The sequence below is a fragment of the Sinorhizobium kostiense genome, from assembly GCF_017874595.1.
Lineage (GTDB): Bacteria > Pseudomonadota > Alphaproteobacteria > Rhizobiales > Rhizobiaceae > Sinorhizobium > Sinorhizobium kostiense.
This window is the reverse complement of sequence record NZ_JAGILA010000001.1, coordinates 1,240,176-1,266,676: the sequence shown is the minus strand read 5'-3', so window position 1 is coordinate 1,266,676 and position 26,501 is coordinate 1,240,176. Positions and strand designations below refer to the sequence as shown.

Annotated in this window: 23 protein-coding genes and 1 pseudogene; 15 read left to right on the top strand and 9 right to left on the bottom strand. The window is 60.1% G+C overall.

Features of this window, described 5'->3' with window-relative positions; all coding sequences use genetic code 11:
- Window positions 1–8: 8 nt before the first annotated feature.
- Entirely contained in the window at window positions 9–773 is a 765-nt protein-coding gene (locus J2Z31_RS05670; RefSeq protein WP_209600877.1) for a response regulator transcription factor, read from the bottom strand.
- 339 nt (window positions 774–1,112) lie between these two features.
- Window positions 1,113–1,895, bottom strand: coding sequence for a Crp/Fnr family transcriptional regulator (locus tag J2Z31_RS05665; RefSeq protein ID WP_328243198.1), 783 nt, complete (start codon window positions 1,893–1,895; stop codon window positions 1,113–1,115).
- 288 nt (window positions 1,896–2,183) lie between these two features.
- Between J2Z31_RS05665 and J2Z31_RS05660 the strand changes: the two genes are divergently transcribed.
- A complete protein-coding gene (locus tag J2Z31_RS05660) occupies window positions 2,184–2,501 on the top strand; it encodes a hypothetical protein (RefSeq protein ID WP_209600876.1) in 318 nt (105 codons plus the stop codon).
- A 266-nt stretch (window positions 2,502–2,767) separates the two neighbouring features.
- On the opposite strand, the gene J2Z31_RS05655 is transcribed toward J2Z31_RS05660, so the two are convergent.
- A complete protein-coding gene (locus J2Z31_RS05655; protein ID WP_234939258.1) occupies window positions 2,768–3,946 on the bottom strand; it encodes a glycosyltransferase in 1,179 nt (392 codons plus the stop codon).
- Between the two features lie 500 nt (window positions 3,947–4,446).
- Between J2Z31_RS05655 and J2Z31_RS05650 the strand changes: the two genes are divergently transcribed.
- From J2Z31_RS05650 to J2Z31_RS05640, 3 genes are read left to right on the top strand one after another with little or no spacing between them, the layout of a single operon-like run.
- A complete protein-coding gene (locus tag J2Z31_RS05650) occupies window positions 4,447–4,593 on the top strand; it encodes a hypothetical protein (protein WP_209600875.1) in 147 nt (48 codons plus the stop codon).
- Window positions 4,577–4,885, top strand: coding sequence for a hypothetical protein (locus J2Z31_RS05645; protein ID WP_209600874.1), 309 nt, complete (start codon window positions 4,577–4,579; stop codon window positions 4,883–4,885). The genes J2Z31_RS05650 and J2Z31_RS05645 overlap by 17 nt, the downstream gene beginning before the upstream one ends.
- A gap of 31 nt (window positions 4,886–4,916) precedes the next feature.
- Window positions 4,917–6,464, top strand: a complete 1,548-nt coding sequence (locus J2Z31_RS05640; protein WP_209600873.1) for a glycoside hydrolase family 140 protein — start codon at window positions 4,917–4,919, stop codon at window positions 6,462–6,464.
- 175 nt (window positions 6,465–6,639) lie between these two features.
- Here J2Z31_RS05640 and J2Z31_RS05635 read toward each other — a convergent pair whose 3' ends face one another.
- Window positions 6,640–7,893 carry a glycosyltransferase family 4 protein gene (locus tag J2Z31_RS05635; protein ID WP_209600872.1) on the bottom strand — a complete coding sequence of 418 codons (1,254 nt, stop codon included), beginning with the start codon at window positions 7,891–7,893 and terminating at the stop codon, window positions 6,640–6,642.
- A 391-nt stretch (window positions 7,894–8,284) separates the two neighbouring features.
- Between J2Z31_RS05635 and J2Z31_RS05630 the strand changes: the two genes are divergently transcribed.
- A complete protein-coding gene (locus J2Z31_RS05630) occupies window positions 8,285–9,412 on the top strand; it encodes a glycosyltransferase family 4 protein (RefSeq protein ID WP_209600871.1) in 1,128 nt (375 codons plus the stop codon).
- On the opposite strand, the gene J2Z31_RS05625 is transcribed toward J2Z31_RS05630, so the two are convergent.
- Window positions 9,402–10,637: a glycosyltransferase family 4 protein gene (locus J2Z31_RS05625; RefSeq protein ID WP_209600870.1), complete on the bottom strand. Its 1,236-nt coding sequence runs from the start codon at window positions 10,635–10,637 to the stop codon at window positions 9,402–9,404. The genes J2Z31_RS05630 and J2Z31_RS05625 overlap by 11 nt on opposite strands.
- Window positions 10,638–11,007: 370 nt before the next feature.
- Between J2Z31_RS05625 and J2Z31_RS05620 the strand changes: the two genes are divergently transcribed.
- The 4 genes and pseudogenes from J2Z31_RS05620 (at window position 11,008) to J2Z31_RS05605 (ending at window position 14,299) form a co-directional block, all read left to right on the top strand.
- Window positions 11,008–11,898 (top strand): glycosyltransferase family 2 protein, encoded by an 891-nt coding sequence (locus J2Z31_RS05620; protein WP_209600869.1) that lies wholly within the window; start codon window positions 11,008–11,010, stop codon window positions 11,896–11,898.
- Complete coding sequence (locus J2Z31_RS05615; protein ID WP_234939257.1) at window positions 11,898–13,289, top strand: polysaccharide biosynthesis/export family protein; 1,392 nt, start codon at window positions 11,898–11,900, stop codon at window positions 13,287–13,289. Before J2Z31_RS05620 ends, J2Z31_RS05615 begins: the two co-directional genes overlap by 1 nt.
- Before the next feature lie 251 nt (window positions 13,290–13,540).
- Window positions 13,541–13,728, top strand: a pseudogene (locus J2Z31_RS05610) (hypothetical protein); the annotation flags it as partial.
- 316 nt (window positions 13,729–14,044) lie between these two features.
- A complete protein-coding gene (locus J2Z31_RS05605; RefSeq protein ID WP_209600867.1) occupies window positions 14,045–14,299 on the top strand; it encodes a hypothetical protein in 255 nt (84 codons plus the stop codon).
- 9 nt (window positions 14,300–14,308) lie between these two features.
- Here J2Z31_RS05605 and J2Z31_RS05600 read toward each other — a convergent pair whose 3' ends face one another.
- A complete protein-coding gene (locus J2Z31_RS05600) occupies window positions 14,309–15,169 on the bottom strand; it encodes a sugar transferase (RefSeq protein WP_408022007.1) in 861 nt (286 codons plus the stop codon).
- Between the two features lie 221 nt (window positions 15,170–15,390).
- Entirely contained in the window at window positions 15,391–17,274 is a 1,884-nt protein-coding gene (locus J2Z31_RS05595) for a GNVR domain-containing protein (protein ID WP_209600866.1), read from the bottom strand.
- 307 nt (window positions 17,275–17,581) lie between these two features.
- Here J2Z31_RS05595 and J2Z31_RS05590 point away from each other — a divergent pair, with 307 nt between their 5' ends.
- From J2Z31_RS05590 to J2Z31_RS05580, 3 genes are read left to right on the top strand one after another with little or no spacing between them, the layout of a single operon-like run.
- Window positions 17,582–19,078: a sugar ABC transporter ATP-binding protein gene (locus J2Z31_RS05590; RefSeq protein ID WP_209600865.1), complete on the top strand. Its 1,497-nt coding sequence runs from the start codon at window positions 17,582–17,584 to the stop codon at window positions 19,076–19,078.
- A 16-nt stretch (window positions 19,079–19,094) separates the two neighbouring features.
- Window positions 19,095–20,147 carry an ABC transporter permease gene (locus tag J2Z31_RS05585; protein ID WP_209600864.1) on the top strand — a complete coding sequence of 351 codons (1,053 nt, stop codon included), beginning with the start codon at window positions 19,095–19,097 and terminating at the stop codon, window positions 20,145–20,147.
- Window positions 20,148–20,195: 48 nt separating this feature from the next.
- Complete coding sequence (locus tag J2Z31_RS05580) at window positions 20,196–21,296, top strand: ABC transporter substrate-binding protein (protein ID WP_209600863.1); 1,101 nt, start codon at window positions 20,196–20,198, stop codon at window positions 21,294–21,296.
- A gap of 42 nt (window positions 21,297–21,338) precedes the next feature.
- Here the strand turns inward: J2Z31_RS05580 and J2Z31_RS05575 are convergent, their stop codons facing one another.
- Entirely contained in the window at window positions 21,339–22,322 is a 984-nt protein-coding gene (locus tag J2Z31_RS05575) for a LacI family DNA-binding transcriptional regulator (RefSeq protein WP_328243216.1), read from the bottom strand.
- 181 nt (window positions 22,323–22,503) lie between these two features.
- Here J2Z31_RS05575 and J2Z31_RS05570 point away from each other — a divergent pair, with 181 nt between their 5' ends.
- From J2Z31_RS05570 to J2Z31_RS05560, 3 genes are read left to right on the top strand one after another with little or no spacing between them, the layout of a single operon-like run.
- On the top strand, window positions 22,504–22,992 hold the full coding sequence (locus tag J2Z31_RS05570; RefSeq protein ID WP_209600861.1) for a TRAP transporter small permease: 489 nt from the start codon (window positions 22,504–22,506) through the stop codon (window positions 22,990–22,992).
- Window positions 22,989–24,269, top strand: coding sequence for a TRAP transporter large permease subunit (locus tag J2Z31_RS05565; RefSeq protein WP_209600860.1), 1,281 nt, complete (start codon window positions 22,989–22,991; stop codon window positions 24,267–24,269). The genes J2Z31_RS05570 and J2Z31_RS05565 overlap by 4 nt, the downstream gene beginning before the upstream one ends.
- A gap of 16 nt (window positions 24,270–24,285) precedes the next feature.
- Window positions 24,286–25,263, top strand: a complete 978-nt coding sequence (locus tag J2Z31_RS05560) for a TRAP transporter substrate-binding protein (protein WP_209600859.1) — start codon at window positions 24,286–24,288, stop codon at window positions 25,261–25,263.
- A 140-nt stretch (window positions 25,264–25,403) separates the two neighbouring features.
- Here the strand turns inward: J2Z31_RS05560 and J2Z31_RS05555 are convergent, their stop codons facing one another.
- Window positions 25,404–26,420: a LacI family DNA-binding transcriptional regulator gene (locus tag J2Z31_RS05555; RefSeq protein WP_209600858.1), complete on the bottom strand. Its 1,017-nt coding sequence runs from the start codon at window positions 26,418–26,420 to the stop codon at window positions 25,404–25,406.
- Window positions 26,421–26,501: the final 81 nt, after the last annotated feature.

The following is a 26,501-nucleotide window of genomic DNA, read 5'->3' as shown; positions in this document are numbered from 1 at the left end:
AGTTCTGGCTAATCCAGTGCTCCGATCTCGACAGGAAACATCTCGCTGAGCTTGTAGGCCACCTCGGTCCTGTTGGTGGCTTTCAACTTTTTCATGATATTCCGGATATGGACCTTTACGGTGCTCTCGCGAAGATTGAGCTCATAGGCGATAATCTTGTTTGCCTTGCCGCGCCTGAGCGCTTGAATGACCTGTTCCTGGCGCTCCGTGAACATGCCTGCCATGGGACGGGCAGCCTCTCTGCCGGGCTCGGTGACCCGACGTGTTGCGAGAACACTGCTCGCAGGAACGAATATGCCCCCGGCACGCGCCAGGTTGATAGCCTCCACGCACACGTCGAAGCCGGTGGAAGAGGGGATATATCCCCTCGCCCCACACTCCAAAGCCTTGAAGATTTGCGCCAGCTCATCATTGTCGGACAGAACCACGACAGGGGTCGGCCGAAACTCCGTCACCAGCGTCGTTATTTCGGCGGCGATGCATTGCTCGGTGGCTTTCCGGCCACCAATGTTTACGAGGACTGCGGCCATGCGTGGGTGGAAATCCTCGTCCCGCCGCCATTCTTCGATCGAACCGAATGCCAAAACCTCCATGCCTATCCCGTGCGAGACGAGGCATTGGGCCAAACATTCCCTGTCGAGCGTTCGATTGTCCAAAAGGAGCAGAGCCGAGTCTGCTCCCGGACGTATGTCGCTGATGGCCTTCTCGGAAAGGCTGTTCAGAGGATCATATGTAAGTGCGGTATCATTGTGAGATCGGGCCACTGAATGCATGATACACACTCCCCGCCACAGCAATATTCGGGCGCAAAATCAAAACAGGGGTACGCGACTGAACTCCGTGCTCACGTCACACACCATGAGAACACAACTTTTGCGATCAACGCCCGCAAAGACGCCGGTCGCGACTATAGGTCCAAGAGTATAGCCTGCCGGACCGGCCGCCATTAATCTAAGTTAAGAACCGATGAATTTTTGGTGCTCTATCAACGATTATAAATTTGAATAATGCTATTTATTAGCTCGGGCGACAAAAGGTGCTATTTTTTATCCCGAGTACGGGAGGCATTAATGCTTTGGGCTTAGCCCAAATATACTCTTATACGCCTTGGATCATGTCTCGCCAGGCAAACGGAGATATCCCGCATCGAACTCTGCGAAATGCTCGAGACCCTCCCTGTTCAGGAAATGCACGGAGCCATGCCGAAACTCCAGGTATCCCCGCTCCCGCAGCTCGCGCAGCATTCGATTGACGTGGATAGCAGTCAAGCCCAGGGCGTCTGCCAGATCATATTGAGTCAGGGGACATTCGAACCCATATTTTTTCGCTGCATTGGCCTTTTCGAGGCGTACTCCCAGTTCAAGGAGCAAATGTGCGGTGCGGATCAATGCGCTTCTCCGGCCAAGATTCGTCAGATGCTGAACCAGTATGGCCCTTTGCCGCGCGACGGCGCCAAGCAGCACCCCGGCAAGGCTCGGAGAATGGGCGAGACCTGCGACAAACGCCTTGGCCGGCGCCTCGAAGACCATGAGTTCGGTCTGAGCAGTAAATGATTCCGGAGCTTCGCCCTCAAACGCTCGCGAGGCGACAAACTCGCCTTTTTGCGGAAAATCCAGGATCTGCCGCTCTCCGTCGGCCAAATCGGTGGAGATGCAGCTCCAACCGGAATGAATGACGAAGATGCGATCCTCCCCGTCTCCCTGCCGGCTGATCACGGCATGCGGGGGGTAACGCCTCAGGATGAAGCCAAGAGAACCGAGATGGGCCTTGTCACTGTCGTCGAGCCCGATCCGGAATATTGACGTTTCCAACACCCGGGGAAATGCGTGAGACGCAAACGTCATTTGCGAGGCACCCCCTTTCTCTACGTTTGCATAATACATCGCGTAGGACACCACGGAAGATTGCCAATCAGAGCTAATGCGAATTCAGTATCCCGCCCCCCTTGGGAGTCTCGACCGAAATGGGCTAATGTTGTTGGCGAGGGGCTGTTGCAGTGACGGAAACGACGCAGCGTTCCGCAGGTTCCAACTCAATTTCGTATTCAAACTCCCGTGGTTCTGAGGCGAGCTGAACAAGGCTTAGGCCTAGTGTGACGTCGACCCCGGACCGCGACTGCAGCGCAGCCGACGCCACTGCGACCTCATGCGCCCCGCGACGGGCTGCATGACGTCACAGGGGCAATGGCCGCGACTGTGGCTCAGCGATGCTTGGCGATGGCGAGGAAAAAATCCACCAACGGACAAACGGCGCAACGGCGTCCCAAAGTCCTGAAGGCCAAGCCGAAGGCGATCGCGCTTGCTGCTTTGCACATCACGGAATCTCTGTTGCTCGAGCTGGAAGCAGCCGAACTCCTGTCTGCAAAGGAAATCAGGGGCCTGCTGAAGGATGCGGTGACCACGCTACAGAAGGCGGGCAGGCAGCAGGGGCTGCGTAGTTGCACCAGCGCTGCCGAGATAGTCAATGCCATTCGCGAGCATTACGCCCGTTCCCGCAGTTGAGCCAACCCCATTGGCCAAGTTGCGGCCGCCGACGGTGGCTGCGCCAGCCGCGGAAATCTCGACCGTCAAGGCGCTCGGTTTCCTCGAGAAGGGTCTCCACAAAAAAGGCCGGCCTGAGGATCGACGAGCGGCCGCGAACTTACTGCATAACTCCTTGAATAGACCTGGGTTCAAGGACAAAGACATGCAGCAATTCAAAGTGAACAGCGGACATTGGCGCGTTTGATAAGGCGGGCGGCGCCGGGGGCGCCGACTAATGATATTTTCTACGCCCGTGATAGCCTCAAGGGGCCTGGATGTGGGGAGCGCACGGGCGCTTCCGAAGGCCTCAGCAGCAAATCCTTCCACTGGCTCAGAAACCGCTGCTTCGTTGCGCGCGACGCCAGCTCGCGCAGCAGACTGCCGGTATTCTCTTTCTCTTGCGAACTCCGGAACAGGGCGGAGCGCAGTGCGCGGCTGATCGCCTGCGGATCTTCTGGCGGCACTTCCACGCAGACGCCGCTCACTGCTTCGACCAACGCGCTTTGCTCGGATATGATCGGCAACAGCCCCATATACGCAGCCTCCAGGGCGGGCATCCCGAATCCCTCAAGGAGGCTAGGCAGGAGGAAAGCTTCGGCATGCGCGTAGAGCCAGCGCAGCCGACTGTCCGGCACATATCCGAGCACCACAACGCCAGGTATTGTTCTCGCGAACTCGATAATCTGCTTGTGGCCGTCGCCTCGCGGTCCACACAGGACATACTTTACTCCCAGCGCATGGAATCCGCCGTCTCGATAAGCCTTGAGTGCGGCCATCTGGTTCTTGCGGGTTTCGAACGCCCCAACCGTGAGGAAGAACGGGCCGTCGACACCGGAAATAGCCTCCATTGGCCCGTCGAACAGTTCGGTACGGACATAGAGGGGTATCGTTTTCAAAAAGCGGAAATCCGATCCGTAAAGCGAGGTAAAGTTGCGCTTCGACCATTCGCTGACAAACACGACGCCCGGCCGCTGCCGGCGAATTTTCTCGTAAGCGATGCGATAATTCTCGGCGGTACTGGAGTCATAGAGCTTGCTATGTGTCAACGGGCCGACATCGTGGCAGAGGACGATGTCACTTTCTGTCAAAACCGATCTCATGACGTAGAGCGGATCAAAGAAGACTCTGATGCTGCGATCGCCATCTCGGTTGTCGATGAGACAAAACTCGCTGTCCTTCAGCCAGTTGATTTCGAGCATCATCATCCGGGCGACGATCTTCCGGATCAGTCCCTCGGGAGGTCTTGAGCGCAGCCGCCAATATCGGACCCGCGCGTATTCCGGAACAAACTCTTGGCAAAGATCCTTGGCGATGTAGTAAGCCCCGGTCCTGTTCAATATCGATAGCGAATTGTCGATCAACAAAGGTGCGACCGACCCGGTTCGCAGAGTCTCCATGCGCTCATTGCCTATCGAGTTGTCCATGGTCTTGACCAGAGATGCGACGTTCCAAGACTAGCAACGACGATAGCAGGCGGGAACTTCGCACTTCGGAGTATGGCTGCATCACCGTCTACCCGGATAACGCGTCGTTTCCCAACGCAGCGAATTGGCACTGACGTCCAAATCAGCTGGCCGCGGCCGCCCGTGCAAGCCGCGGCTTAAGTACGCCTTTCATCGCTGGCTCGACCGTCACTGATCCGAAGCAGACCGGAACCTTCCGCTTGTTCGCCGGGACGTAACCGCCGCCAAACGGGGTATGTCATACATCTCCGGCCGCATGCGGGACCGACAGTTGCACTTGATGATTCTTATGGCTGAGCAGGCTGCCTAAAAAGGCAACTGGTGAGTGCAGCGTAATCTCGTCAGCATGCCATTGAGCGCCGGCCGCACGTTAGTGAGGGGACCTCTGATGAAGCCATCTGAGCATCCAACGACGCCGCTCGCGGCCTCGGTTCCGCTGAGATCGCCGAAGCGAGGCCGAGATGCCACTGATTGAACCCGATGCCATCAATGATGGCTATGATCTGGTTATAGGGGGGACCGGCTTCGGCTCGATGTTTTTCCTGCACGGCTACCTGAAGCGTTTTCCAGGCCATCGCGTGCTGTGCTGGAATGGACTCCTACCATGACCACGGCTGGCAGCTCGAGAACCGCCGGAACAGCGACTTCGATTGCGAGCATTCGTACGTTCGCAACAAGGATGAGAAGCCGTGGTTCTTCAACATCGGCTTCGGCGGCGGCACCATGGCGGCGGTCCATGACCGGTTCCAGCCCCCGGCACGTTACATGCTGACGCATTTCCTCATCAACTCGAACTTCTTTCTGGTCAAGGACCCCAAAGCCCAGCCGATCGTCTACGCGAGCCCGCAGCCGGGCTCGGCCTGTGCCAGTCCCTTCACCAACCTCGACCCGCCGGCATGAGCTAGGGTGTTGATCTCGGAGTAGCGAAAGTATGTGGATAAGAGCAAACGTCGCAGTGTTCTGTTCTGCCTTGCTGCTGACGATGAGCGCGGCTGCACAACAGGCAGCTCATGAGGGTCCGTCGTGGGATTTCTCCCATGGCGACCTCAGGGTCTCCGACAACAAGCGGTTTCTCGTCCATGCGGACGGCAAGCCGTTCTTTTATCTGAGCGACACAAACTGGAATTTCTTCCACCGAGCCAGGCGCGAGGACGCTGAGCGGCTGCTTGAGAAGCGTCGTCAGCAGGGTTTCACTGTCATCTCCGGCCCTGTCACCGGTATTTTGGATTCCATCTACTATAAGAACCCCTTCGGCGTTCCCAATCCCTATGGTGATCTCCCCTTCACAGACAAGGACGTCACCCGCCCCGCCGTAACACCGGGCTCCGATCCGAGTGATCCGGAACAATACGATTACTGGGACCACGTGGACCATCTTGTGGGCCTGGCCGAATCGAAAGGGATCTACGTCGGTCTGATCCCCGCCTGGTGGGATCATTACCGGGCCGGGCTCGTGAATAAGTCGAACGCCCGCGCCTATGGGCGCTTTCTCGGAGAGCGTTATGGCGGGCGGCGAAACATCATTTGGGTGCTCGGCGGCGACACCAGCATCGATCGGCAGGAGATGTCTGTCCGCGAGGTGGCGGCCAGCATCAAGAGGCAAGTCCGGGCAGCCCTGGGAGGCGAGCCCCATCACCACATCGAAGCAGACACGTTCCGTGAGATGGCCGCGGGCATAAAGGAGGCGGAAGCCCGTACCCATCTCATGACGTTTCACGCCCGCGGCAGCACCAGCTCTTCGAACTGGTTCCATGACGACCCGTGGCTCGACTTCAACATGCTCCAGTCCGGCCACGGGTTCCGCGATATCGCCAACTACCAGCAGATCACGGCGGACTATCACCGGCTACCGCCGAAGCCGACCATGGATGCAGAAAACCGCTACGAGGATCACTCGGTCGGCTATGATCCGAAGAACGGCTGGTTCAACGACTACGATAACCGGCAGGCTGCCTATTGGGGTCTGTTTGCCGGTGGCCATGGTCATACCTACGGCAACCGTGGCGTGTGGCAGATGTATGAGCCCGGCCGCAATCCCTCAGGTCCTCTTCGCTACTACTGGTACGATGCCATGGACTTACCGGGGGCCTGGGACATGAAGCATGTGCGCAGCCTCATGCTCTCCCGTCCTATGCTCAGTCGGATCCCCGACCAGTCCCTCGTGCAGGACGCCCTCTCGGGCGCGGATCACATCCGCGCAACCCGGGGGGACGACTTCGCCTTCATCTATGCGGCGACGGGCAGGACCTTCAGCGTCAATCTGGGAAAGATCAGCGGAAGCACTGTAGTGGCGTGGTGGTTCGATCCGAGGAAGGGGACGGCTACGCTCATTGGCGAATTCCCGAACGCCGGCACCCGGACATTCGATCCGCCCGGCGAGCCGCAGCGGGAGAATGACTGGGTTCTGGTCATCGATGACAAGGAGAAAGGCTACTCAGCTCCTGGCATGGCGCCGGTGAAACTTTCATCTGGTGGCTAGCGACGCTTCGCCCGAAAAATCGGAACCGATTTTCGCAAAGCTCAAGGCGCAGGTTCAAAGAGTTACGGCAACCTTTACGCGACTGAAAAGACGCGCGGCGCTGTAACGGCGGGACGAGAAACCCGAAAGGCGCGAGCCTTCTGGCCGAGCACCGACCAGGAGACTGTCTTTGTCCTTAGCTCCCGATTGAGTCACTTGCAGTGGGAAGCCCCTGGCGGGCGTCGATATCCGCCATCAGGCGCAGATATAGCTCGGCAATTCTGCGCCAGGAGAAGGTTTTCGCCCGCGCGACGCCCTTCTCCACCAGGTGCTGTCGCAGCGAGTCGTCTCTGTAGATGCGGCGAATAGCAGAGATCCAAGACTCGCGATCATTGGGATCGGCGTAAAGGGCGGCATCCCCACAAACCTCCGGAAGAGAGGGGGAAGTCGAAGCAATGAGGGGACAGCCGAGCGTCATGGCCTCGACGGCCGGAATTCCGAAACCCTCGATACGGGAGGGGAAGAGGAAGCAAAGTGCATGCGACAGCGCCTTGGCCAAATCGTCGTCACTGATGCGGCCCAACAGTCGCAGGTTCGCGTGCTTTTCTGGAAGAAATCGTTCCAATAAAGCAGCGTCCAGATCTCCGGCGATGTAGAGATCAAGCCCCATTCGGTCCAAGGCCGGAGCAAGCTGCACGAGAAGTTCCGCGTTCTTGTATTTCTGGGTCTGGCCGAGGCAGAAAACGAAAGGTCGCTCTCCGAACTCGATCGTGGATAGCTCTGGATTCCAGCGCTTGACATGCTCGCTTCCGTTGTAGGTGACGGCAATCTTTTCGAAGGGCGCCACGCGAAACGCCGTAATGTGATCCCGCGAAAAGTTCGATACGGTGGTGACCGCTGCCGCTCTTCGGCCCAGCGCCGGAAGCATCAGCCTGTGTACCCAACGAAATCCTCGGCCGTAACTCTGCGGCATCAGTCTCGTGTGAAGATCGTGAATGCAGACGATTTGTCTTCGGACGAAAACCGGCGCGAGATTGCAGAAGCTCAATAATCCGCCGTTCACATGAAACGGCAATTGCGCCTGCACCCAGAACTGCGGCAGACGGGGTCGGTTGTATTCCTGCACGATGCGCATTGGAATTGATCGCAAACGGAAGTCGCCGGGCGATTGAAGGGGCGACACGATGGAAAGGCGAAGCCCATGTGTCAGCGGATGGCGCTCCGTCATCAGTTGATCGAGCGCCAGGGTCACTTCCCGAGCATAGCGAGCAACGCCAGTCGGCCGCAAAGCAAGGAAATCCCCGTTGATGGTCCAATCTCGACGGCTGATGGGCACGGCAGCCGCGGAAGCAGGCTCCTTCTCGTGGCCTGTCTGCCGTGGCTGATACGAAGACGGAAATCGCGCGGGGTGGGGGTGCTGCACAGGACCAATGCCATCAACTTCGGTCATGCTGTCTACTCCACCGTCGATGCAGCAATCTGAGGGGCGCGAGGCAGAGCCTGCCGTAGTCCCATTCGATGCTGCCGGCTTCCGTTCTCAGTCTTACGCCTCAAAAACTATCTCGACAGCATCGTTTTCGAAACAAAGCCCTTTGAAGTAACCTGGGCGGCCGCATAACGGGATGATCGCCTGGCCTTCGGCCGGACTTATCCGAAGGCGGGGAGTCTTACACTAAGGATGATGAAGTGCTCAGCCATTCGACCGAATGTTCGCTTTCTTCTGCGCCGGCACGGCCAAGCGGATGTTTGGCCCTTCCCCCAAGGGCTGAGCATGATCAGGAGGCGAACGCCGTTCGTTTGCGCTACGCTTTGATCACCTGAGATGCGTGCGATGGCGGACTATGGAACGCTCCTGGACGATTAACGGACGCTTTTTGGCGCAGCCGCTTACGGGCGTTCAGCGATACGCTCTCGAGATCACGCGCGCTCTCGACGAACTGCTCGTTGCAGTGCCAGCCTCGGGTGACCGGCCGAGGGTTGAGTTGCTTGTGCCGCCGGATACGGAAATTCCGCCGTTGAAAGCGATTTCCAGTCGCGTCGTTGCTCCGATGCGGGGCCATCTTTGGGAGCAGACAGCTCTTGCAGCACGCGTTCGAGGTGGCCTCCTCAGCTTCTGTAATACCGGCCCATTGAGCATTCGCAAACAGATCCTGTGCATCCACGACGTAAACACGCGAACCTATCCGCAGAGCTATTCGCTGCCGTTCCGGCTGCTCTACGGCACCTTACTTCCCGTACTTGGACGGACTGTCGCAACCGTCGCGACCGTCTCCCACTATTCAGCTGGGGAACTTATCCGGTATCGTATCTGCAGACCCGAGAAGATCGTAGTTATCCCAAATGGTCACGAGCATACGGCTTCGTGGACCCCGGCGCATTCTCAGAGGACTCGGGAGGTTGCAGGGCCGGACACAATCGTTGTCATCGGAAGCGCGATCCCTCACAAGAACACCAGGCTGATCATCGGCATGGCCGAAAGGCTTGCCGCTGTCGGGTTACGGATTGCGGTCGTCGGCATGTCCGACGCCCGCGTTTTCAAGGCGACTCGCCGGCAGGTGCCGGCCGGCAACGTGGTGTGGCTGGGCCGGTTGTCGGATCAGGAGCTGGCGGCGTTGCTGCAGGACTGTCTGTGCCTTGCGTTTCCCTCTTTCACCGAGGGCTTCGGCCTGCCTCCGCTCGAAGCCATGGCCGCCGGTTGTCCCGTGGTCGTGTCGAACCGGGCGAGCTTGCCGGAAATCTGTGCCGGAGCGGCTCTCTACGCTTCGCCCGACGACGCCGAAGCCTGGTTCGACCGCTTCATGCGTGTGCGCAACATGCCGGCACTGCGGGAGACGATGATCCGTCGCGGCCGGGTGAGAGCGTCAAACTACCAGTGGAAGGTTTCGGCTGGCCGATATCTCGAAGCGATGGCCGTCCTCGACGGATTGTCCACAGCCTCACGTGAACCGGTCAGAAGCGCTATCGGCTGACATGCATGGCGAGAGTCGCCGCAAGTGCCTTCAGAATCGCAAGATCGAAGCGCTCTTCCGAAAACCTCGCCGCATTGGCCCGGCATGCCTGCGGTGTGATGGCCGGTTGGTTCTCCTCGAACAGCTCAACGGCTGCCTTCAGCGAGGCCATCGACTGGCGCTCGAAGAGGATACCAGTCGGATCCTCGGTTTCGCCAAACGGCTGCACGATGTCGCAGGCGCCGCCGCGGCCGAAGGCGATTAGCGGCGTGCCACAGGCTTGGGCCTCCGCCAGAGCTATGCCGAAATCCTCGCATCCCCCAAAAACCATCGCCTTGGCCTTGGCAACGGTCCTCACGTAATCGCGCCGCGGCAGATATCCGGTGAAGACTATATTGGAGCGGGCCATGGCCCGGAGACTCTGCGACTGTTGCCCTTCGCCGACGATGACCAATCGCCGATCAGGCATCTCGTTGAACGCCTGGATGACGAGGTCCGTCCGTTTGTAGGGAGCGAGGAAGGAGGCCGTGACGTAATAGTCGTCCTTGCCGGCAACGAATTCGAGCTCGTCCAGGGCGACCGGCGGATAGACGACTTCCGCCTGCCGACCGTAGATGCGCCCGATCCGGGAACGGACATAGCTCGAGTTGGCCAGCATGAGGTCGGGCCCGTGAGCGGTTCGGGTGTCCCAGGTCCTGAGTTTATGCAACATATAGCGGAAGAGCAGGCCCTTTGGACCGAAACCGAGGTGACCCTGTTCCAGATAGGAGAACTGCTCGTCCCAGGCGTATCGAATGGGACTATGCACGTAGCACAAATGCGGCTGGTCTGGCCGTGTCAGCACCCCCCGCGCAAAGGCAGCGGACGACGAGATGACCGCATCATAACCGGTGACATCGAACTGCTCGATCAGGAAGGGGCAAAGGAAAAAGAGGGAGCGATAGTATCGCTGCACTAACGGCAGCCGGTTCGCGGCCGAGGCGTGAAATGCGACGTCCTCAAAATACTGCTGCTTGACGTCCTTCGGCAGGAAATCGAAGAGGGTGAACACCTCGGCATTCGGGAACAGTTTGCATATGCGTGCAAGCACGCGCTCGCCGCCACGAAAATTAGGGCACCAATCATGTACGACGGCGATCTTCGCATTGCGAGCCGTCAGGGCGAGCGGCAACTCGCTCGAAGCGCGTCTCCGTGGGCCCCTCAAGCGAGTTATCGTTGCCAGTTCGGCCCGGCGCAAATGGTGCATATGGGAACTCCGCTTCCTGCCTCTTCACGCACGCACAGGCTCTTAGCTCTTTGAATTTGTTGCATGCTTTCCTGAGACGATTTCGGGAACATGCAGTCGCCTTCAGTCTCCATGCAACTGCGGCTCTGCAGTGAGGCCCAGTCTGAGTTCGGAGGCGAAAGCGCACAAGCTGGCAATCGGGCGTACCCGATTTTGTGCCCTGCAGCAGACATAGTCCAAAGGCATAGGCTGCTACTTCTCATGGATCACTTAACGGCGCCTCGATAGCCTTATTCACAGGCTGTGTGAGTGCCACCGCCAGCCTAGGATGGCAGCGAGCCGGGGCTGCAAGAGGACCCCTTTGCGCTGGATTTTGGAGAGCGAGTGATCGATGAGATTGGTCGTGGTCATAGCGACCTTCGGTCGGAAAGAGCAACTTGCCCGTCTCTTGGACCACCTGGAACGGCAGGAACGGCTGCCCGATGAGGTAATCGTCTCGGTTCCCGACGAGACGCATGTCCAGCTCCATGAGACGGATCGTTTCCCAGTCTCCCTGGTCTTGGGAAGGAGCGGATTGTGCGCACAGCGCAATCAAGCGCTCGAGCAGGCCAGCGGGCGCTTCGATGTGGTGACTTTCTTTGACGACGATTTCATCCCGCAGGATGATTACCTGCGACTTCTCGAGCAGGCTTTTCAGGAACACCAGGATTGGGCTGTGGTCATGGGGCACGTCGTCAAGGACGGCGCTCGAACAGCCGGGCTCCGCTTCGAGGAGGGACTGCAAATTCTAGCCGCCGAGCGGGCACAGCCTCCCGTCGAGCTGAAAATCACGGATCATATCGGCGCCTATGGTTGCAACATGTCGATACGAGCGAAGCTCATCGGCGAGCTGCGCTTTGATGAGCGACTGGTCCTCTACGGTTGGCAGGAAGACATCGATTTTACCAGTCAGTTGAGACGGTTTGGTCGAGTGGTCGGACTGAGCACGCTCCGTGGCGTTCATCTTGGGCTCAAGGCCGGCCGCGTCAGCGGTGAGCGCTTCGGCTACTCCCAGATCGTCAACCCGATCTATCTGATCCGAAAGGGGACGGTGCCGGCAAGCTTTGCGCTGCGGCTAGTCATTCGCAACATAGGCGCCAACATCCTGCGCAGCATATGGCCGGAGCCATATGTCGACCGGCGGGGACGCCTGCGCGGCAATCTCACAGCGCTCGCGCATGTGATGATGGGCCGCATCGAACCCGAATACATCCAGAGTATCGCCCCTTCGGAGGCCAAATGATGCCTTGCTCTAAACGCTTGATCGCAAGAGTCCGCCAGTTTTCGAAACCCACGGGGCGCGTCCTCGGTCAGCTGATCCTGGCGTTTGCCGTAGCTGTCCTGAGCGGACCGGCCGTCGCCCTTGACAAGGATGAATACATTCTCGGACCGCAGGACAAGGTGCGCATCAAGGTCTACGAATGGCGCGCCTCGCTCGACGTCATTTTCGAATGGATCGCCTTGAACGATGAATTCACAGTAAGCGCGGGCGGGTCGCTGTCGCTGCCCTTTGCCGGCGAAGTCCGTGCGGCGGGGCTTTCGCCAAACGCGCTTGCCGCTGCGATCGGCGATCAGTTGATGCGCAATATGGGTCTCGGGAGACGCCCTGACGCTGCCGTCGAAGTCGTTCAGTACCGTCCCTTTTATATCGTCGGTCATGTGATGCAGCCGGGGGAGTTCCCTTACAGACCGAAACTTACGGTTCTCCAGGCGCTGAGCATCGCCGGAGGGTTGCGGACCAGGGAAGAGAATATTGCGAGGTTCGAGCGCGAGGTGATTCAGGGCCGTGGAGATGTCGGCCTTTTCGGGTTGGAGAAAATCAATCTGCTTGCGCGTAAGGCACGACTGGAAGCCGAACTCAAGGAAGCTGAGGATATCCGGTTTCCAAACAGCCTGGTTTCACGCAAGGAAGATCGCGCAGTCGCGCTCCTCATGGAACAGGAGCGCTCGATATTGAAGGCGCGACGCGAAGGGCAGCGCACCCAGATTCGCGCTCTGGAAACTCTTCGCGAGTTCCTGCAGAAGGAGCTCGGATCACTGGACGACCAGCTCGTCTTCCACGATCGACAGATCGCGTCCATCCAGAAAGAACTGGCAGACGTGTCAAAGCTGGTCTCAAAAGGACTCGCCGCCGCTCCCAGAGAACTGAACCTGGACCGCGCGCTCACACAGTATCAAAGCGAACGGCTGACGGCTGAGACGGGCCTGCTTCGCGCACGCCAAGAGGTCAGCAGGACGGAGATCGCCATTCTGGAGCTTCGCAACCGCTACAAGAATGAAGTCACGGTGGAACTGCGCCAGACACAAGCGGAGCTTGACACGTTGGCTCGCAGGGCAGAGACCGCTGTCGAACTGCTCCATGAGTCAGAAGTTTCCGCGCCCCGCCTTCTGGCGCGCGCAAGGGAGGCCGCGAGGGCCAAGCCTGTCTATACGATCGTCCGAAGCACGGGCGGACGCAGCGAAACATTGCCGGCCACCGAGACGAGCGCGCTCATGCCAGGAGACACCCTCAGGGTGGAGATTCCCATGCCCGACCTGGAGGACTTTGGGGACACAGGTCTCGATCCGGCAGTTTCCAACAGCCCTGATGTATCGTTCGGGCAAACGACGTCGGCCCAACCGAATATCCAGTGAACTAGAGCGGCGATCCAGATTACTGTGCGGATCGCCATTGCAGCGCCGTTCGTTCAGGACACACCGGACACACTAACGACGCTGCAAGTCTTTGGGTCGACGCAGCTTGCTTTCCGTATATCGGTTCCGATTTCGTGCCGATAGGCAAGCTGGCGAACTATGGCATTACCCTAAGGCGCTAAAGCTTTTCCTGTTAAAGCGGAGCGGAGTGTTTGCTCGGCCGGCGCGCGGCGACCGCCCTCGGAGAGTGAGCCTATGCCGTCGCCTATCCAAATCCGGACCGGCGCGCCGCCGAGTTGCCACGCTGGCTCCATCACTAAAAATTGGCACCGGCCGCGGCGGTTCAAATGCAAAGACACCCATCAGCAAACTCGGTCTCACCGAGAACAACCTGTTGAGGCTCCACATCCAGGGGCCCCGGCGCCATGGCGATCCGTAGGGGCAGTCCAGTCGACATTGCAGTCCCGACAATCCCCTCTTTTCCCCTCGATCCCGGACATATCGAGACGCCTCGTGGGGCCAGCGGTCAAATTCCAGCACACCACCGGATCGCCGTCTTTGGGGGGTATGCCGGTCCATAGCGTCCTCGCGGTGACAGCTAAAAGCACACAAGCGCGCTGCCCAGAGCCGCGCCGCCCAGAACGGCGAGCCGGCAAAAATCATGCGTAACCTGGCGCGGTGCGTTCACAAGTCTGAGCGACTCTGCTTTTCTGGCGTAACGTATCCTTCCTCGGCAATATCCAAGGAGATTGCTTGTGACCTGGATCTTCCTCGTAGTCGGAGCGGCCGGCGCGCTTATCGGCATTCTCTTCAGGGGATCCACGCTGCTTGCCGCTTCCTGTGTGATCGCGATAGCGAGCATAGCCACCGCGCAGCTTTTGGGGTTTTCGGGCCAGCGCACGTTCCTGACAACGTTGTACCTGGTTCTCACGTTGCAGGGCACTTATCTGGTTGGACTTTTTCTTGCTGCTCTATTGCACCGGTCGGCCGCCAGTCGCCATCTGCGATAAGGCCGCCGACTACGATGCTTGATCGAAGCGCATTACCGCCACTGCGGTCCAGGCCAGAATGATGAAGTCGCTCCAGATGGACCAGTTCCGCACATACTCTGCGTCCAGTGCAACCCGACGAGCGTAGTCCACGCCGCTTCTACCGCTTATCTGCCAAAGGCCAGTGATGCCAGGGCGGGTCTGCAGATACTCGTCCGCGGCGGAACCATACCGGACGAGCTCGTTTGCTACGATGGGGCGAGGACCGACGCAGCTCATCTCACCGCGAAGCACGTTGACCAGTTGTGGGAGCTCATCAAGACTCGACTTTCTGAGCATTTGGCCGAGAAAGGTAATGCGCGGATCGAATTTGAGCTTCTGCGTCTCGCGCCACTCATCTGCGGCCTGAGGATTGCACGCTAGATAGTCCTCCAGGACCTGCTCCGCATTTTCGACCATCGTTCGAAACTTGTAGCAACGGAACGGCCGGCCATTGAAACCGATGCGGCGGTGGGCGAAGAGGACCGGTCCACCAGTGACCAGCTTGATGAGCAATGCCACCGCCGCCATCAACGGCAGCGCCAAAATTATGGCCGTCGATGCGACTGCGAGGTCCAGCGCTCTCTTGCGCCAGCCGCCCACCGGCTGGAGGTTTGGCCAATCGGCCTTCTCACTTGGCGTGGCCCGCGCAGCGGCAACGGCATCGTTCGACCTGCCGAAATCGGCGTCGATCCGATGGGGACGCCATTTGGTGCTCGGCCAGCCGGCCCGAGAGGCAGCGCCCGAACAGGTCGTATTGCGGGTGGCGATCGTTGGGGAGTCGCCACCCAGGAGCCTGGCGACGATTCCGCGACGGACGGGGTGAATATCCGGAGTTTCGGCTGTCATCATCTCAGCATTCTGCGAATATCTTATTAACCATTGTTCAGCCGCAACTGCCGCGCGGCAAGAAAGGCAATGGGTGTAGTGCTCATGCAATCGCGCGCTGATGCCTACCACTAACTTGCTATCCGGATACCCGCTTCGAATGGGTCGCTGTTCGCTCGCCGCCGGTCCTGCCCACCCGTGGCGACGAATGCAGCGGGTCTAGCCATCCACGGAACAATGCCTCGTCAATGCGCCGCCCGGGCGGCGCGCCGACGATATTGTCGTGTCGACAACCTACGGACCTTTGTCACGACCACGCCGAGCACAGCGCTCTTCGTGGCCTGTAGAATGCGTGAAAGCTCAGCCACGAGATCGGAGGGCGTTTTTCCCCATTCCGCAACGACAAGCACCCCGTCCATCACCGAGGCGGCAGCCAATCCGTGCATGCCTGATGTGAGCGGCGGAAGGTCGACTATGATGATCTCGTAGGCCTCGAGCTCACTAATCAAGTCTTTCATCTTCTTGGGTGTGGTGAGGCGGTGAGCGTCGGATACTGGACTCGGCAACAGGTCGAACTGAAACCCTGGAACGGATGTGATCTGCGGCTTTATTTGCTCAACGCCGTCTTGGTTCTTTTCGTCCGGCGAATGCAAAAGGTGCTTCGTGAGAATGGAATGGAAGCCATCGGCATCGATGACGAGCGTGCGCATACCTGAGACGGCGCATAGTGCGGCGAGATTGCTCGCAACCGTGCTCTTGCCGTCGCACGGCGTCGCAGACGTGATCGCGATGCTTCGCAGCGGTCCATCGGCCAGGCTAATGGCGGCCCTTATACTTCGGAGACTGGTGCTGAACGGGGATTCGGGTTGTCTGAGCACTTCATCCAACTGTGCATATCCCCCCAACCATCCCACCCGGGGCAGTTCTCCGACGCAGTCGAGGCCCAGCTCACTCCTGATCTGCCGCGGCGTTCGTATCGTCCGATCCAGAGTGTGCCGCGCGAATGCGAGGCCAAGACCGGCCATCAGCCCCGCCAAGCCGCCCAAAGCAAGCACCAGCGTCCGCCGCGGGTGGCTGGCGCCGAGCGGCGGGGTGGCCGGAGTGATCACCCGTGCATCAGCAATGAGGTAAGGTTGCTGGTTCACGGAATTCGTGTAGGCAGTCAGGAGGCTTTGATACATCTCGCGGTATGTTTCCGCGGTAACTTCAAGCTCTTCGAGAGTGGGACCTTCGCGCGTTGTGCCCTCCCCTTCCCCAGGCTCCTTCCCTTCTCCGTCGGCGGCAGTCGCCCCGAGCTGCCCGCCGACGCGATAGTCGTGCCTCGCGCGAAACTGCTGGGTCATCTGCATCGCAAGGTTCATTTGCTTGCGAACTTGCTCGATGCGTCTTTCGAGCCACGCCACGCCGTCCCTTGCAGCAGCGGCTCTTGTCTCGAGCTGTTCACGAACGAAGGCAGCCGCGGTTGCGTTAGCGACGCTCGCCGAGAGTTCGGGGTCGAGCGACCGGAAGGTTATGTCGATCGCATAAGAGACACCCTGGCGATGAACGCCCAAGCCGTCCTCGAATGTTTCGACCACTCGTCGGCTTCGTTCAAACTCCGATAATTCCAGCTCCGATTCCACTGCTTCCGTGGCGTCCGTGTCAGTCGAGGCGGGCTCCACCTCCGGATCCTGCGAGTCTTCGTTTGTGCCGAGCGCGTCGGCGATCACCCCCCGCAGCCGTTCGAAGCGCTCCTCGATCTCAGGACTTTTCAGCGGCTTGAAATCCGGATTGTCGATAAGACCGAGCTCATCGATTACCATCGACGCGATCTTCTCCGACCTGATGACCGCGAGTTGGGTTTCGACTTGCGATGTGTCCAGGGATAGGTTGATGTCGCCCGATTGCCGCTGCAGCAATTCAGGGATTTTCGGCTCGATGAGAATCTGCGTTCGAGCCGTGAATATCGCATCCGTCGTCGCAACATGGAATGCCGCGATCAGCAGCCCGAGAAACGGAAACGTCATGATCAGAACGATGCGCTGGCGGATGAAGGTGAGGATATCGGCAATGCCGATGAAGTCGGAATTGTCCTCCGATCCATAGTCACTGCGTTGGTTTGCCGCTACCGACCACTGACGTTCTAGCATGGCGCCCGCCCGCACTGTTCGTGGACCAAAGAATACGCCGTGTCACCGAAGACCATGGGTCAATCGGCGAGCAATACCGCCGGTCCGATACGCATTATCCATAGTGACAGATTAGCTTTAGGCGCTGGGTACGGAAACGTCACCATACGGCGTAGGCTGCCGCGTTGCGCCATACAACCAATGGCTTGATGTCGTTTGCGGATGTCACACTTTGAAAGCGTGAAGCACCGCCGGAAAAAGCCCACTTGACTGGTATGTTATCGATAACATAAAGTTCCCTCGAGCCGCCAAGCGTGGGAGGAGCGTCATGGTTGGTGAGAAGCTGCTGGAATTTTCGTCCATCACCAAAACCTTCGGCGGCACCAGCGCGCTGTCGGAGGTCTCGCTCGCCCTGGAAGCCGGCGAAATCCTTGCCCTTCTCGGCGAGAACGGCGCCGGCAAGTCGACCCTGATCAAGACGCTCGCGGGCATCTACCGGCCTGACGGCGGCGAGATCCGCTTTCGCGGCGAGCCCTTTGTCAATCAGCCGCCGAAACCGAACAGGCGTCAACCGATCGCTTTCATCCATCAGGATCTCGGCCTGATCGAATGGATGACCGTCGCCGAGAACGTCGGTCTGGCTCAAGGCTTCTCGATGAGGAGCCGCCTGATCGACTGGCGCAGAACAGAAGATCGCGCCCGAGAGGCGCTGCGCCTCGTCGGCTGTGAATTCGACCCGTCGATACGGGTCCACGATTTGACGCGAACGGAAAAATCGCTTGTCGCGATCGCGCGAGCGCTGGCTGTCGAGGCGGACGTCCTCGTCCTGGATGAGCCGACCGCGAGCCTTCCCGCCGACGAGGTCGAGCGGCTCTTCAATGCGATCCGTCCCCTCAGGGAGCGAGGGGTCGCCATGATCTATGTGTCGCATCGGCTGGATGAGATCTTCAGGATAGCCGATCGCGTCGCAGTTCTTCGCGACGGCCGCCTTGTCGGCCAGAAGCCGGTCCGCGACACGACTCCGAACGAGCTCATCGAAATGATCGTCGGGCGCAAGGCGGACCAGCTCTTCGTCAAGGCCGAAAGCACGCCGGGCGAGGCCATTGTCAGGGTCCGCGATCTCGCCTGCCGGCAAGCGGGGCCTGTGTCGTTCGACGTACTCAAAGGCGAACTGCTAGGTCTCGTCGGGCTTCGTGGTGCCGGCCAGGAGTTGGTCGGCCGCGCCCTCTTCGGCTGCGAAGCCTTTGCCGGCGAGATCACGATCGGCGCGAAGGCGCCCGATCTATCGAGCCCTGTCGCGGCGATGCGGTCGGGCGTTGGGCTGATCGCCAAGGATCGCACCGAGGAATCCGTGGCCATGTCGCTCTCACTCCGGGAAAATACGTTCCTGAACCCGAAGGCTTCCGGTCGCAGGCTCTTCTCGTTCCTGCCGCCGTCGAGCGAAGCTGCCATGGCGCGGGCGATCGGCGAGCGGGTCGGCCTTCGGCCGAACGATCAAAGCCTGCCGATCGAAGCGCTCTCCGGCGGCAATCAGCAGAAGGTCGTGGTCGGGCGATGGCTCGCGACCGATCGTCAGCTGCTTATCGCGGAGGATCCGACCGCCGGCGTCGATGTCGGCGCCAAGGCCGAGATCTACCGCCTCATCGCCCGGGCGCTGGAAGCGGGCCTCGCCGTCATCGTCGTCTCGACGGATTTCGAGGAAATCGCCCATATCTGCCATCGCGCTCTCGTCTTTTCACGCGGGCGTATCGTCCGTGAATTGCGGGGTGCCGAACTGACCACTCCGGCGGTGATCGCCGCCGCTTCGGCCTCCGAAGCCGCCTGAAGTCTGGGAGCGAACAATGCAGTCGATCGAATCCACCGCGCTTGAACCTACCCGTGGTGAGCTTGCGGACCTGAGCCTGCTGCAGAAGCTCATCCGCTATTTGCCGGCCTACGGACTCGTGGTCCTGACGCTCCTGTTGATCATCCTCTTTTCGGTGCTGCTGCCGCAGACCTTCCCGACGGTTCTCAATCTCCGCTCGATCATCTCCGACAAGGCGATCATTGCGATGCTGTCGCTGGCGGCGATGATCCCGATGGCATCCGGTCGCATCGATCTCACTGTCGGCTACGGCATCGTGCTCTGGCACATCCTGGCGATCAGCCTGCAGACGATGCTCGGCCTGCCCTGGCCGATAGCCGTCGCCATCGTGCTGGCGCTCGGAGCCGGCAGCGGCTTCTTGAACGGGCTGCTCGTAGAGGTGGCGCGGATCGATTCCTTCATTGCCACGCTCGGCACAGGAACAATCCTTTACGCATTGGCGCTCTGGCACACTGGCGGACGACAGGTGGTCGGTGTCTTGCCGGATGGCTTCTACGCATTGAACGGCACGATGCTCTTCGGGTTGCCGATCACCGGCTTTTACGTCCTCGTTTTCGCGCTCGGCCTGTGGCTGGTGCTCGAGTATCTGCCGATCGGGCGGTACATCTATGCGATCGGCGCCAATCCGAAGGCCGCCGCGCTCAACGGCATTCCGGTTCGCCGCTTCGTCATCGGCGCCTTCGTCTCCTCGGGCACGCTCACCGCACTTGCTGGCATCCTGCTCGCCTCGAAGCTCAGGATCGGTCAGGCAAGCGTCGGGCTTGAATATCTGCTGCCGGCCCTCGTCGGCGCCTTTCTCGGCTCGACGACGATCAAGCCGGGACGCGTCAATGTGTGGGGCACGATGATCGGCGTGATCATACTGGCGGTCGGCATTTCCGGCATCCAGCAGTTCGGCGGCTCATTCTTCGTCGAACCGCTCTTCAACGGTGTAACGCTGCTCGTCGCGATCGGCATTGCCGGTTATGCGCAGCGTAGGCGCGGGATCGTGACCCGCAAGCCATCGGCGGCACCTGCCGCCAAGGAATGAAGATTTTCGAGAATCCGCATCAGAACTTACCGAAGGGAGGAAGGGGAAATGAAGCGCAGGACTTTCATGATGGGGACGGTCGCGGCGATGACCGTGCTTGGGGCGAATGTTGCCCTGGCCGATCCAATGACCGACGCCAAGGCACTGGTCGACAAATATGCAAGCAAGGTCAGCGCCTGGGACGGGCCAACATCCGGGCCGAAGGCGCAGGAGGGCAAGACGATCGTGGTGCTTGCCGGCGACCTGAAGAACGGCGGCATTCTCGGCGTTACCACCGGCGTCGAGGAGGCGGCCGCGGCTGTCGGCTGGCAGGTCAAGGTGCTCGATGGCGCCGGGTCGATCGGCGGCCGCACCGCAGCTTTCGGCCAAGCCATGGCACTCAGACCGGATGGCATCATCATCAACGGTTTCGACGCGGTCGAGCAGGCGCCGGCCCTCGAACAGGCGAAAGCCGCCGGCATCCCGCTCGTCGCCTGGCACGCCGGCCCGGTGATCGGACCCGACGAGAAGACGGGCCTCTTTGCCAATATCAGCACCGACGCGATGGAGGTATCGAAGGCGGCCGCCAATTGGGCCTATGCCGATGCCCAGGGCAAGCCGGGCGTCGTGATTTTCACGGACTCGACCTATGCGATCGCTATCGCCAAGGCCGACAAGATGAAGGCGGAGATCGAAGCGCTCGGCGGCACGGTGCTTGAATATGTCGACACACCGATCGCGGAAACCTCGCAGCGCATGCCACAGCTGACCACTTCGCTTCTGCAGAAATACGGCGACCAGTGGACGCATTCGCTGGCGATCAACGACCTTTATTTCGATTTCATGGGACCGTCCTTGGCTGCGGCCGGCAAGGGAGGCACGGATGCGCCGATCAATGTCGCCGCCGGCGACGGCTCGGAATCCGCCTACCAGCGGATCCGCGCCGGCCAGTTCCAAAAGGTGACGGTTGCCGAACCGCTGAACCTGCAAGGCTGGCAGCTCGTCGACGAGTTGAACCGCGCCTTTGCCGGTGAGAAATGGTCCGGCTACCTCTCACCGCTGCACGTAGTGACCGCCGATAATGTCGAATTCGACGGCGGACCTAAGAACGCCTTCGACCCGGACAACGGCTACCGCGACGAATACAGGAAGATCTGGGGCAAGCCGTGATCTCCCGAGCTGGGGCGCCGCGAATGGCGCCCCATTTTTGCGTCAGATCATCACGGTCGTATTGCCCTGAACTACCCGCAACGGCGCCTGCCACCGCCCTTCCACACGCTCGCCCGAGAGCATCTGCAAAAGCGCCCGAGCCGCCACCGATCCGATTTCCATGCGCGGCACATCGACAGTCGTCAGCCGGGTTCGCACCGCATTTGCCAGCGACGTCCCATTGAATCCGACTACGGACACTCTGTCCGGCACTCGAATGCCTATCTCGTGCAGATAGGACAAGCCGCCGAGTGCCATTGCATCGTTCAGGAAATGGATCGCCTCTATCTGCGGATGCGTTTCCATCAGATTGCCGGTCAGGACGCGCCCCGTCTCGGCCTGCCGCGGCATGGATTCGGAGGTCATGCTGATGAGATCGATTCCCTTGGCGCGGAGGGCTGACTGAAGCGCCAGGTGCCGACGGCGAGCGCATAGATCTCGGTTAAGCTCCGCGCCAACATAGGCGATGCGCCGCATGTTCCGTTCAAGAAGATGCTCTGCAACCAGCCTCCCCGCCTCCTCGTGGGAAAGCCCGGCGCTGAAATCGTGCTCTGCATGGTCGCCGTCCCACAGGCGAATTACGGGGCAGTTCCGCCGTTCAAGCAGGCTTTGCGCATCCAGACTGCGCATCATGCCGCCATTGAGGAGAAGACCAGCCGGGCGGAAGGACAGCATCTCCCGCAGAAGATCCGTCTCGATCCCCGGATCAAAAAGCGACTCCCCGATAAAGGTTTGAAAGCCGCAAGGTCGCAACACGGAATTCACGCCGCTCAGCACCTCGGAAAAGACAACGTCAGCGATCGAGGGAATGATGACCGCGACCATGCGGCTCTTGCGTGAGCTGAGCGAGCCGGCGAGGCTGTTGGGCAAATACCCAAGATCGTGCGCGGCCTGCCGGACATTGTGTTGAGTCTTTTCCGAAATGCTCCCGGCGCCACGCATCACCTTGGATGCGGTCATGGTGCTGACGCCCGCTCTCTGAGCCACGTCGCGTAGGGTCACGACCCTTTTACCTTTCCCCTCCACCCCTCCGGTCCTCACTTCCAGATCGTCGCTTGACGACAATCGTTGTTATCGATAACATCGTCCTAGGTTAGCGATAACCCTCGCGCAATGCAACCGCGGCGATGGTTTCCGCAGGGGGAATGTTCATACGGGAGGAATGTCGATGGGACGACTCGTGTCGATCCTATGGGCGTGGATCGATGCGATCATCGCGGCGCTGCTTGCCGCCATGATCGCGCTGGTCTTTGCCAATGTCGTGCTACGATATGGGTTTTCTTCAGGAATTCGCAGTTCTGTCGAATTGTCGCGGCTCGGTTTCGTCTGGGTGGTGATGTTCGGTGCAGCTGTGGCTCTGCGGCGTGGGGAACACCTGGCTGTGACTGAGTTTTCGGCGGCTTTCTTTCCGCGTGCCGTCCCGACGTTGCAAAGGCTTTGCTGGCTCGTCGTCCTCGTGGCGGCTCTGATGCTTGTCTGGGGCGCGGCGCGCCAGACGCTTGCCAACTGGCATAACATCTCCCCGCTGACGGGATTGCCGACGGGGTTGCTGTATTTGCCCGGCGCAATCGCCGGCGTGCTGATGACCGCCACCGCGATCGCTCGCCTGATCCATCCGGTTGAAGCAAATACCGGAGCTATCGGAGAGGGACGATGACGCTGGCGCTATTCCTCTCCGTCCTCATCGTCAGCATTCTTGTCGGCCTGCCGGTCGCCTTCGCACTGCTGTTGGCGGCGATGGCACTGATGCTGCATCTCGACCTCTTCAGCGCCGATGTCCTGGCGCAGGCGCTGATCAACGGCGTCGATAGTTTTCCGCTGCTCGCGGTGCCCTTCTTCCTCGTTGCCGGTGAGGTCATGTCGCAAGGCGGCCTGTCGACGCGGATCGTGAAACTGGCGATGACACTTGTCGGGCATCGCCAGGGCGGCCTTGGCTATGTCGCCATCATCACCTCGGTCCTGCTCGCTGGCCTCTCCGGCTCCGCGGTCGCGGATGCAGCGGCGCTCGTTTCGATCCTCTACCCCATGATGCAGAAGTCCGGCTATCCTGGCGCGCGCTCGCTGGGACTTCTCGCCGCCGGCGGGATCATCGCGCCGGTCATCCCGCCCTCCTTGCCGCTGATCATCATCGGCGTCGCGGGCAATATCTCCATCGCAAAGCTCTTTCTCGGCGGCATCGCGCCTGGGCTGATGATGGGCGCGGCCCTGATGGTTGTCTGGACCATCATGATGCGAAACGAGACGGTGGAAACGACCCCGCGCGCAAGCGCAGGCGAGCGGTTTCAGGCATTGCGCGAAGGCATCTGGGCGCTCCTGCTTCCGATCATCATCATCGGCGGCATCCGTTTCGGCATCTTCACCCCGACCGAGGCCGCCGTGGTCGCGGCCGTCTATGCGATCGTCGTATCCGCCCTCATCTATCGCGAGCTCAGCCTGCACAGCTTCTTCGAAATTCTCGTCAGCAGCGCGCGCTCAACAGCGATGGTGATGTTTCTCGTCGGCGCGGCGATGGTCGCCGCCTGGCTGATCACCGTGGCGCAGTTGCCGCAGCAATTGGCCGAACTGCTCGGACCGCTCGTCGATTATCCGCGCCTGCTAATGGCCGTGATCATGATCATCGTGCTCTTGGTCGGCATGGTCATGGATCTAAGCCCAACGATCCTGATCCTGGTGCCTCTCTTCATGCCGATCGTCAAGCTCGCCGGCATCGACCCGGTCTATTTCGGGCTGATGTTCGTCATCAACACTTCGATCGGCCTGATCACGCCGCCGGTCGGTACCGTGCTGAACGTCGTCTGCGGCGTGGGGAAAAAGCCGATGAGCGCCGTCGTGAGCGGAACCGTCCCTTTCATTATCGCCTACCTCGTGCTTCTCGCACTGTTCGTCGCCTTCCCGGCCTTGATTACAGTGCCCATGCGTTTCTTTGCAGGCTAACCAGGGAGGAATAGCCATGAACACCGTGATGAAAACAATCGGGCTTGCCGCGGCTCTGACGCTTTCGGCCATCCCCGCCTTCGCGGAAAGCGTGCTGAAGCTCGCCCATGCGGCGCCGGAGACAGACCTCCAGCAGACCATGTCGACCTATTTCAAGGAGCAGATCGAGGCCCGCTCGGGCGGCTCGATAAAAGTCAACATCTTCCCGCATGGCCAGCTCGGCAATGACGCGCAAATGATCGACGGCGCCCGCTCAGGCATCATCGACATCGCGATCTCGGGGCTCAACAATTTCACCGGCCTCATCCCCGAAGCAGGCGCCTTCGAACTGCCCTTCATGTTCCCCTCCCGTGACCTTGCCTACAAGATCCTCGATGGCGAGATCGGCCAGGGCGTCGCCGCCAAATTCGAACCGGTTGGCCTCAAGCTGCTCGGCTTTCCCGAAAACGGCTATCGCAACATCACGAACAATCGCGGCCCTGTTCATACACCGGAAGATCTCAGCGGCCTTCAGATGCGCGTGAATAATTCAAAGGCGCTCAATGATATGTTCGCCCTTGTCGGAGCCAATCCGCAGCAGCTTCCCGTAGCGGAACTCTATACCGCACTCGAGACCGGCGTCGTGGATGCCCAAGACCATCCGATCGGCATCGTCGTCTCGTTCAAGTTCAATGAGGTGCAGAAGTATCTGTCGCTCACCCAGCACGCCTATTCCGCGCTTGCCATGGTGATGAATATCGACAAGCTCAAAGGCCTGAGCGATGCAGAGCAGAAGATCATCACGGACGTCGCGGCCGAGGCCGTCGCCAAGCAGCGCGAACTGAGCCTTGCCAAGGAGGAGGAGATGATTACCGAGTTGGAATCCCAAGGCATGACCGTTAACCGTGATGTCGACGCCGCAGCCTTCCAGACTGCCGTCAAGCCGGTCTGGGAAGGCTTCATCGACGAAAACGGCGACAGCCTCGTCAACGCGATCGTTGCCGCCTCGAAGTGACGCAGGAATGGGGCGGACGGTCCAGCGTCCGCCCCGCTTTCATTCGTCAAACAGCCGCGCAAAGCGTTAGAGTAAACAACCGCTTGTAGCGGATTCTTCAGATGGGGGCGGGACGAGCTGGTCACCGCTCTGGCGCGGTATCAGAGGCTGCTTTGCCTGAGGATCAAATCAGGACGGATCGTTACCCGCCCGGGCTCGCCCAGCTTGCCGTCGAGCACGTCGAGGATCAGTTTTGCGGTCTTCCCGCCGATCTCACTGGCGAAGGCGTTGATCGTCGTCAGGCTTGGCACGCAGATGGCGCCGATCTCATAGTCGCCGAAGCCGCCGATGGCGATCTTTTCCGGCACGGCAATTCCGCGCCGTTGGCACTCGGTGATCGCTCCGTAGGCGGAAAGATCGGAAACGCAGATCACCGCATCCGTATCGGGAAAGCGCTCGAGGAGTTGGCCCATCGCATTGGCGCCCTCGCGCATCGAGATCGGCGGCGGCCCCGCCGCGATCAGGCGCGGCGCATCCAGGCCGTGATCCTTCATCGCCGCGATGAAGCCGGCCCTGCGATCGGCGCCGCGTGTATCGCGGGAGGCATCGCCGCCAATGAAGGCGATGTTGCGGTAGCCGACGGCAACGAAATGGTCGACCATCTCGCGCACGGCTTGAGCATTGGAAAAGCCGACAACATGGCCGATCGGCTCTTCTGGCAGATCCCAGGTCTCGATCACCGGAATGCCGGCATTCGTGAGGAGCTTGCGCGTGCGCGGCGTATGTTTTCCACCCGTAACGACGATCGCTTCGGGTTTGCGCCGCAAGAGCTGCTCGACAAGCCGCTCCTCCTCCTGGACATCGTAATTGGTGTAGCCGAGCAGGATCTGCAGGCCACGCTCGGATACGCCATCGGAGAGCGCCCGGACGGTGTCGGCGAAGTTGGCATTGTTGATCGACGGGATCGTGACTGCGATGAAGTCGGTCCGTTGTGAGCGCAGGTTGGAAGCGGTGCTGTCGAAAACATAGCCGAGTTCGTCGGCGGCGCGCAGGACCGCCTCGCGCGTTTCCCGGCTGACCGAGGCCTCACGTTTGAATGCGCGGGAAACCGTCATCGGCGAAACACCAGCGCGGTGCGCGACGTCCGCCATCGTCGGAGGCTTGCGGATGTTGTGCATATTCGTCCATGTTATCGTTACCAGCCAAGTACACCCACATCGAGGGCGGAATGCAAGCCCCTTCTGCGCCGCCGCCGCAAG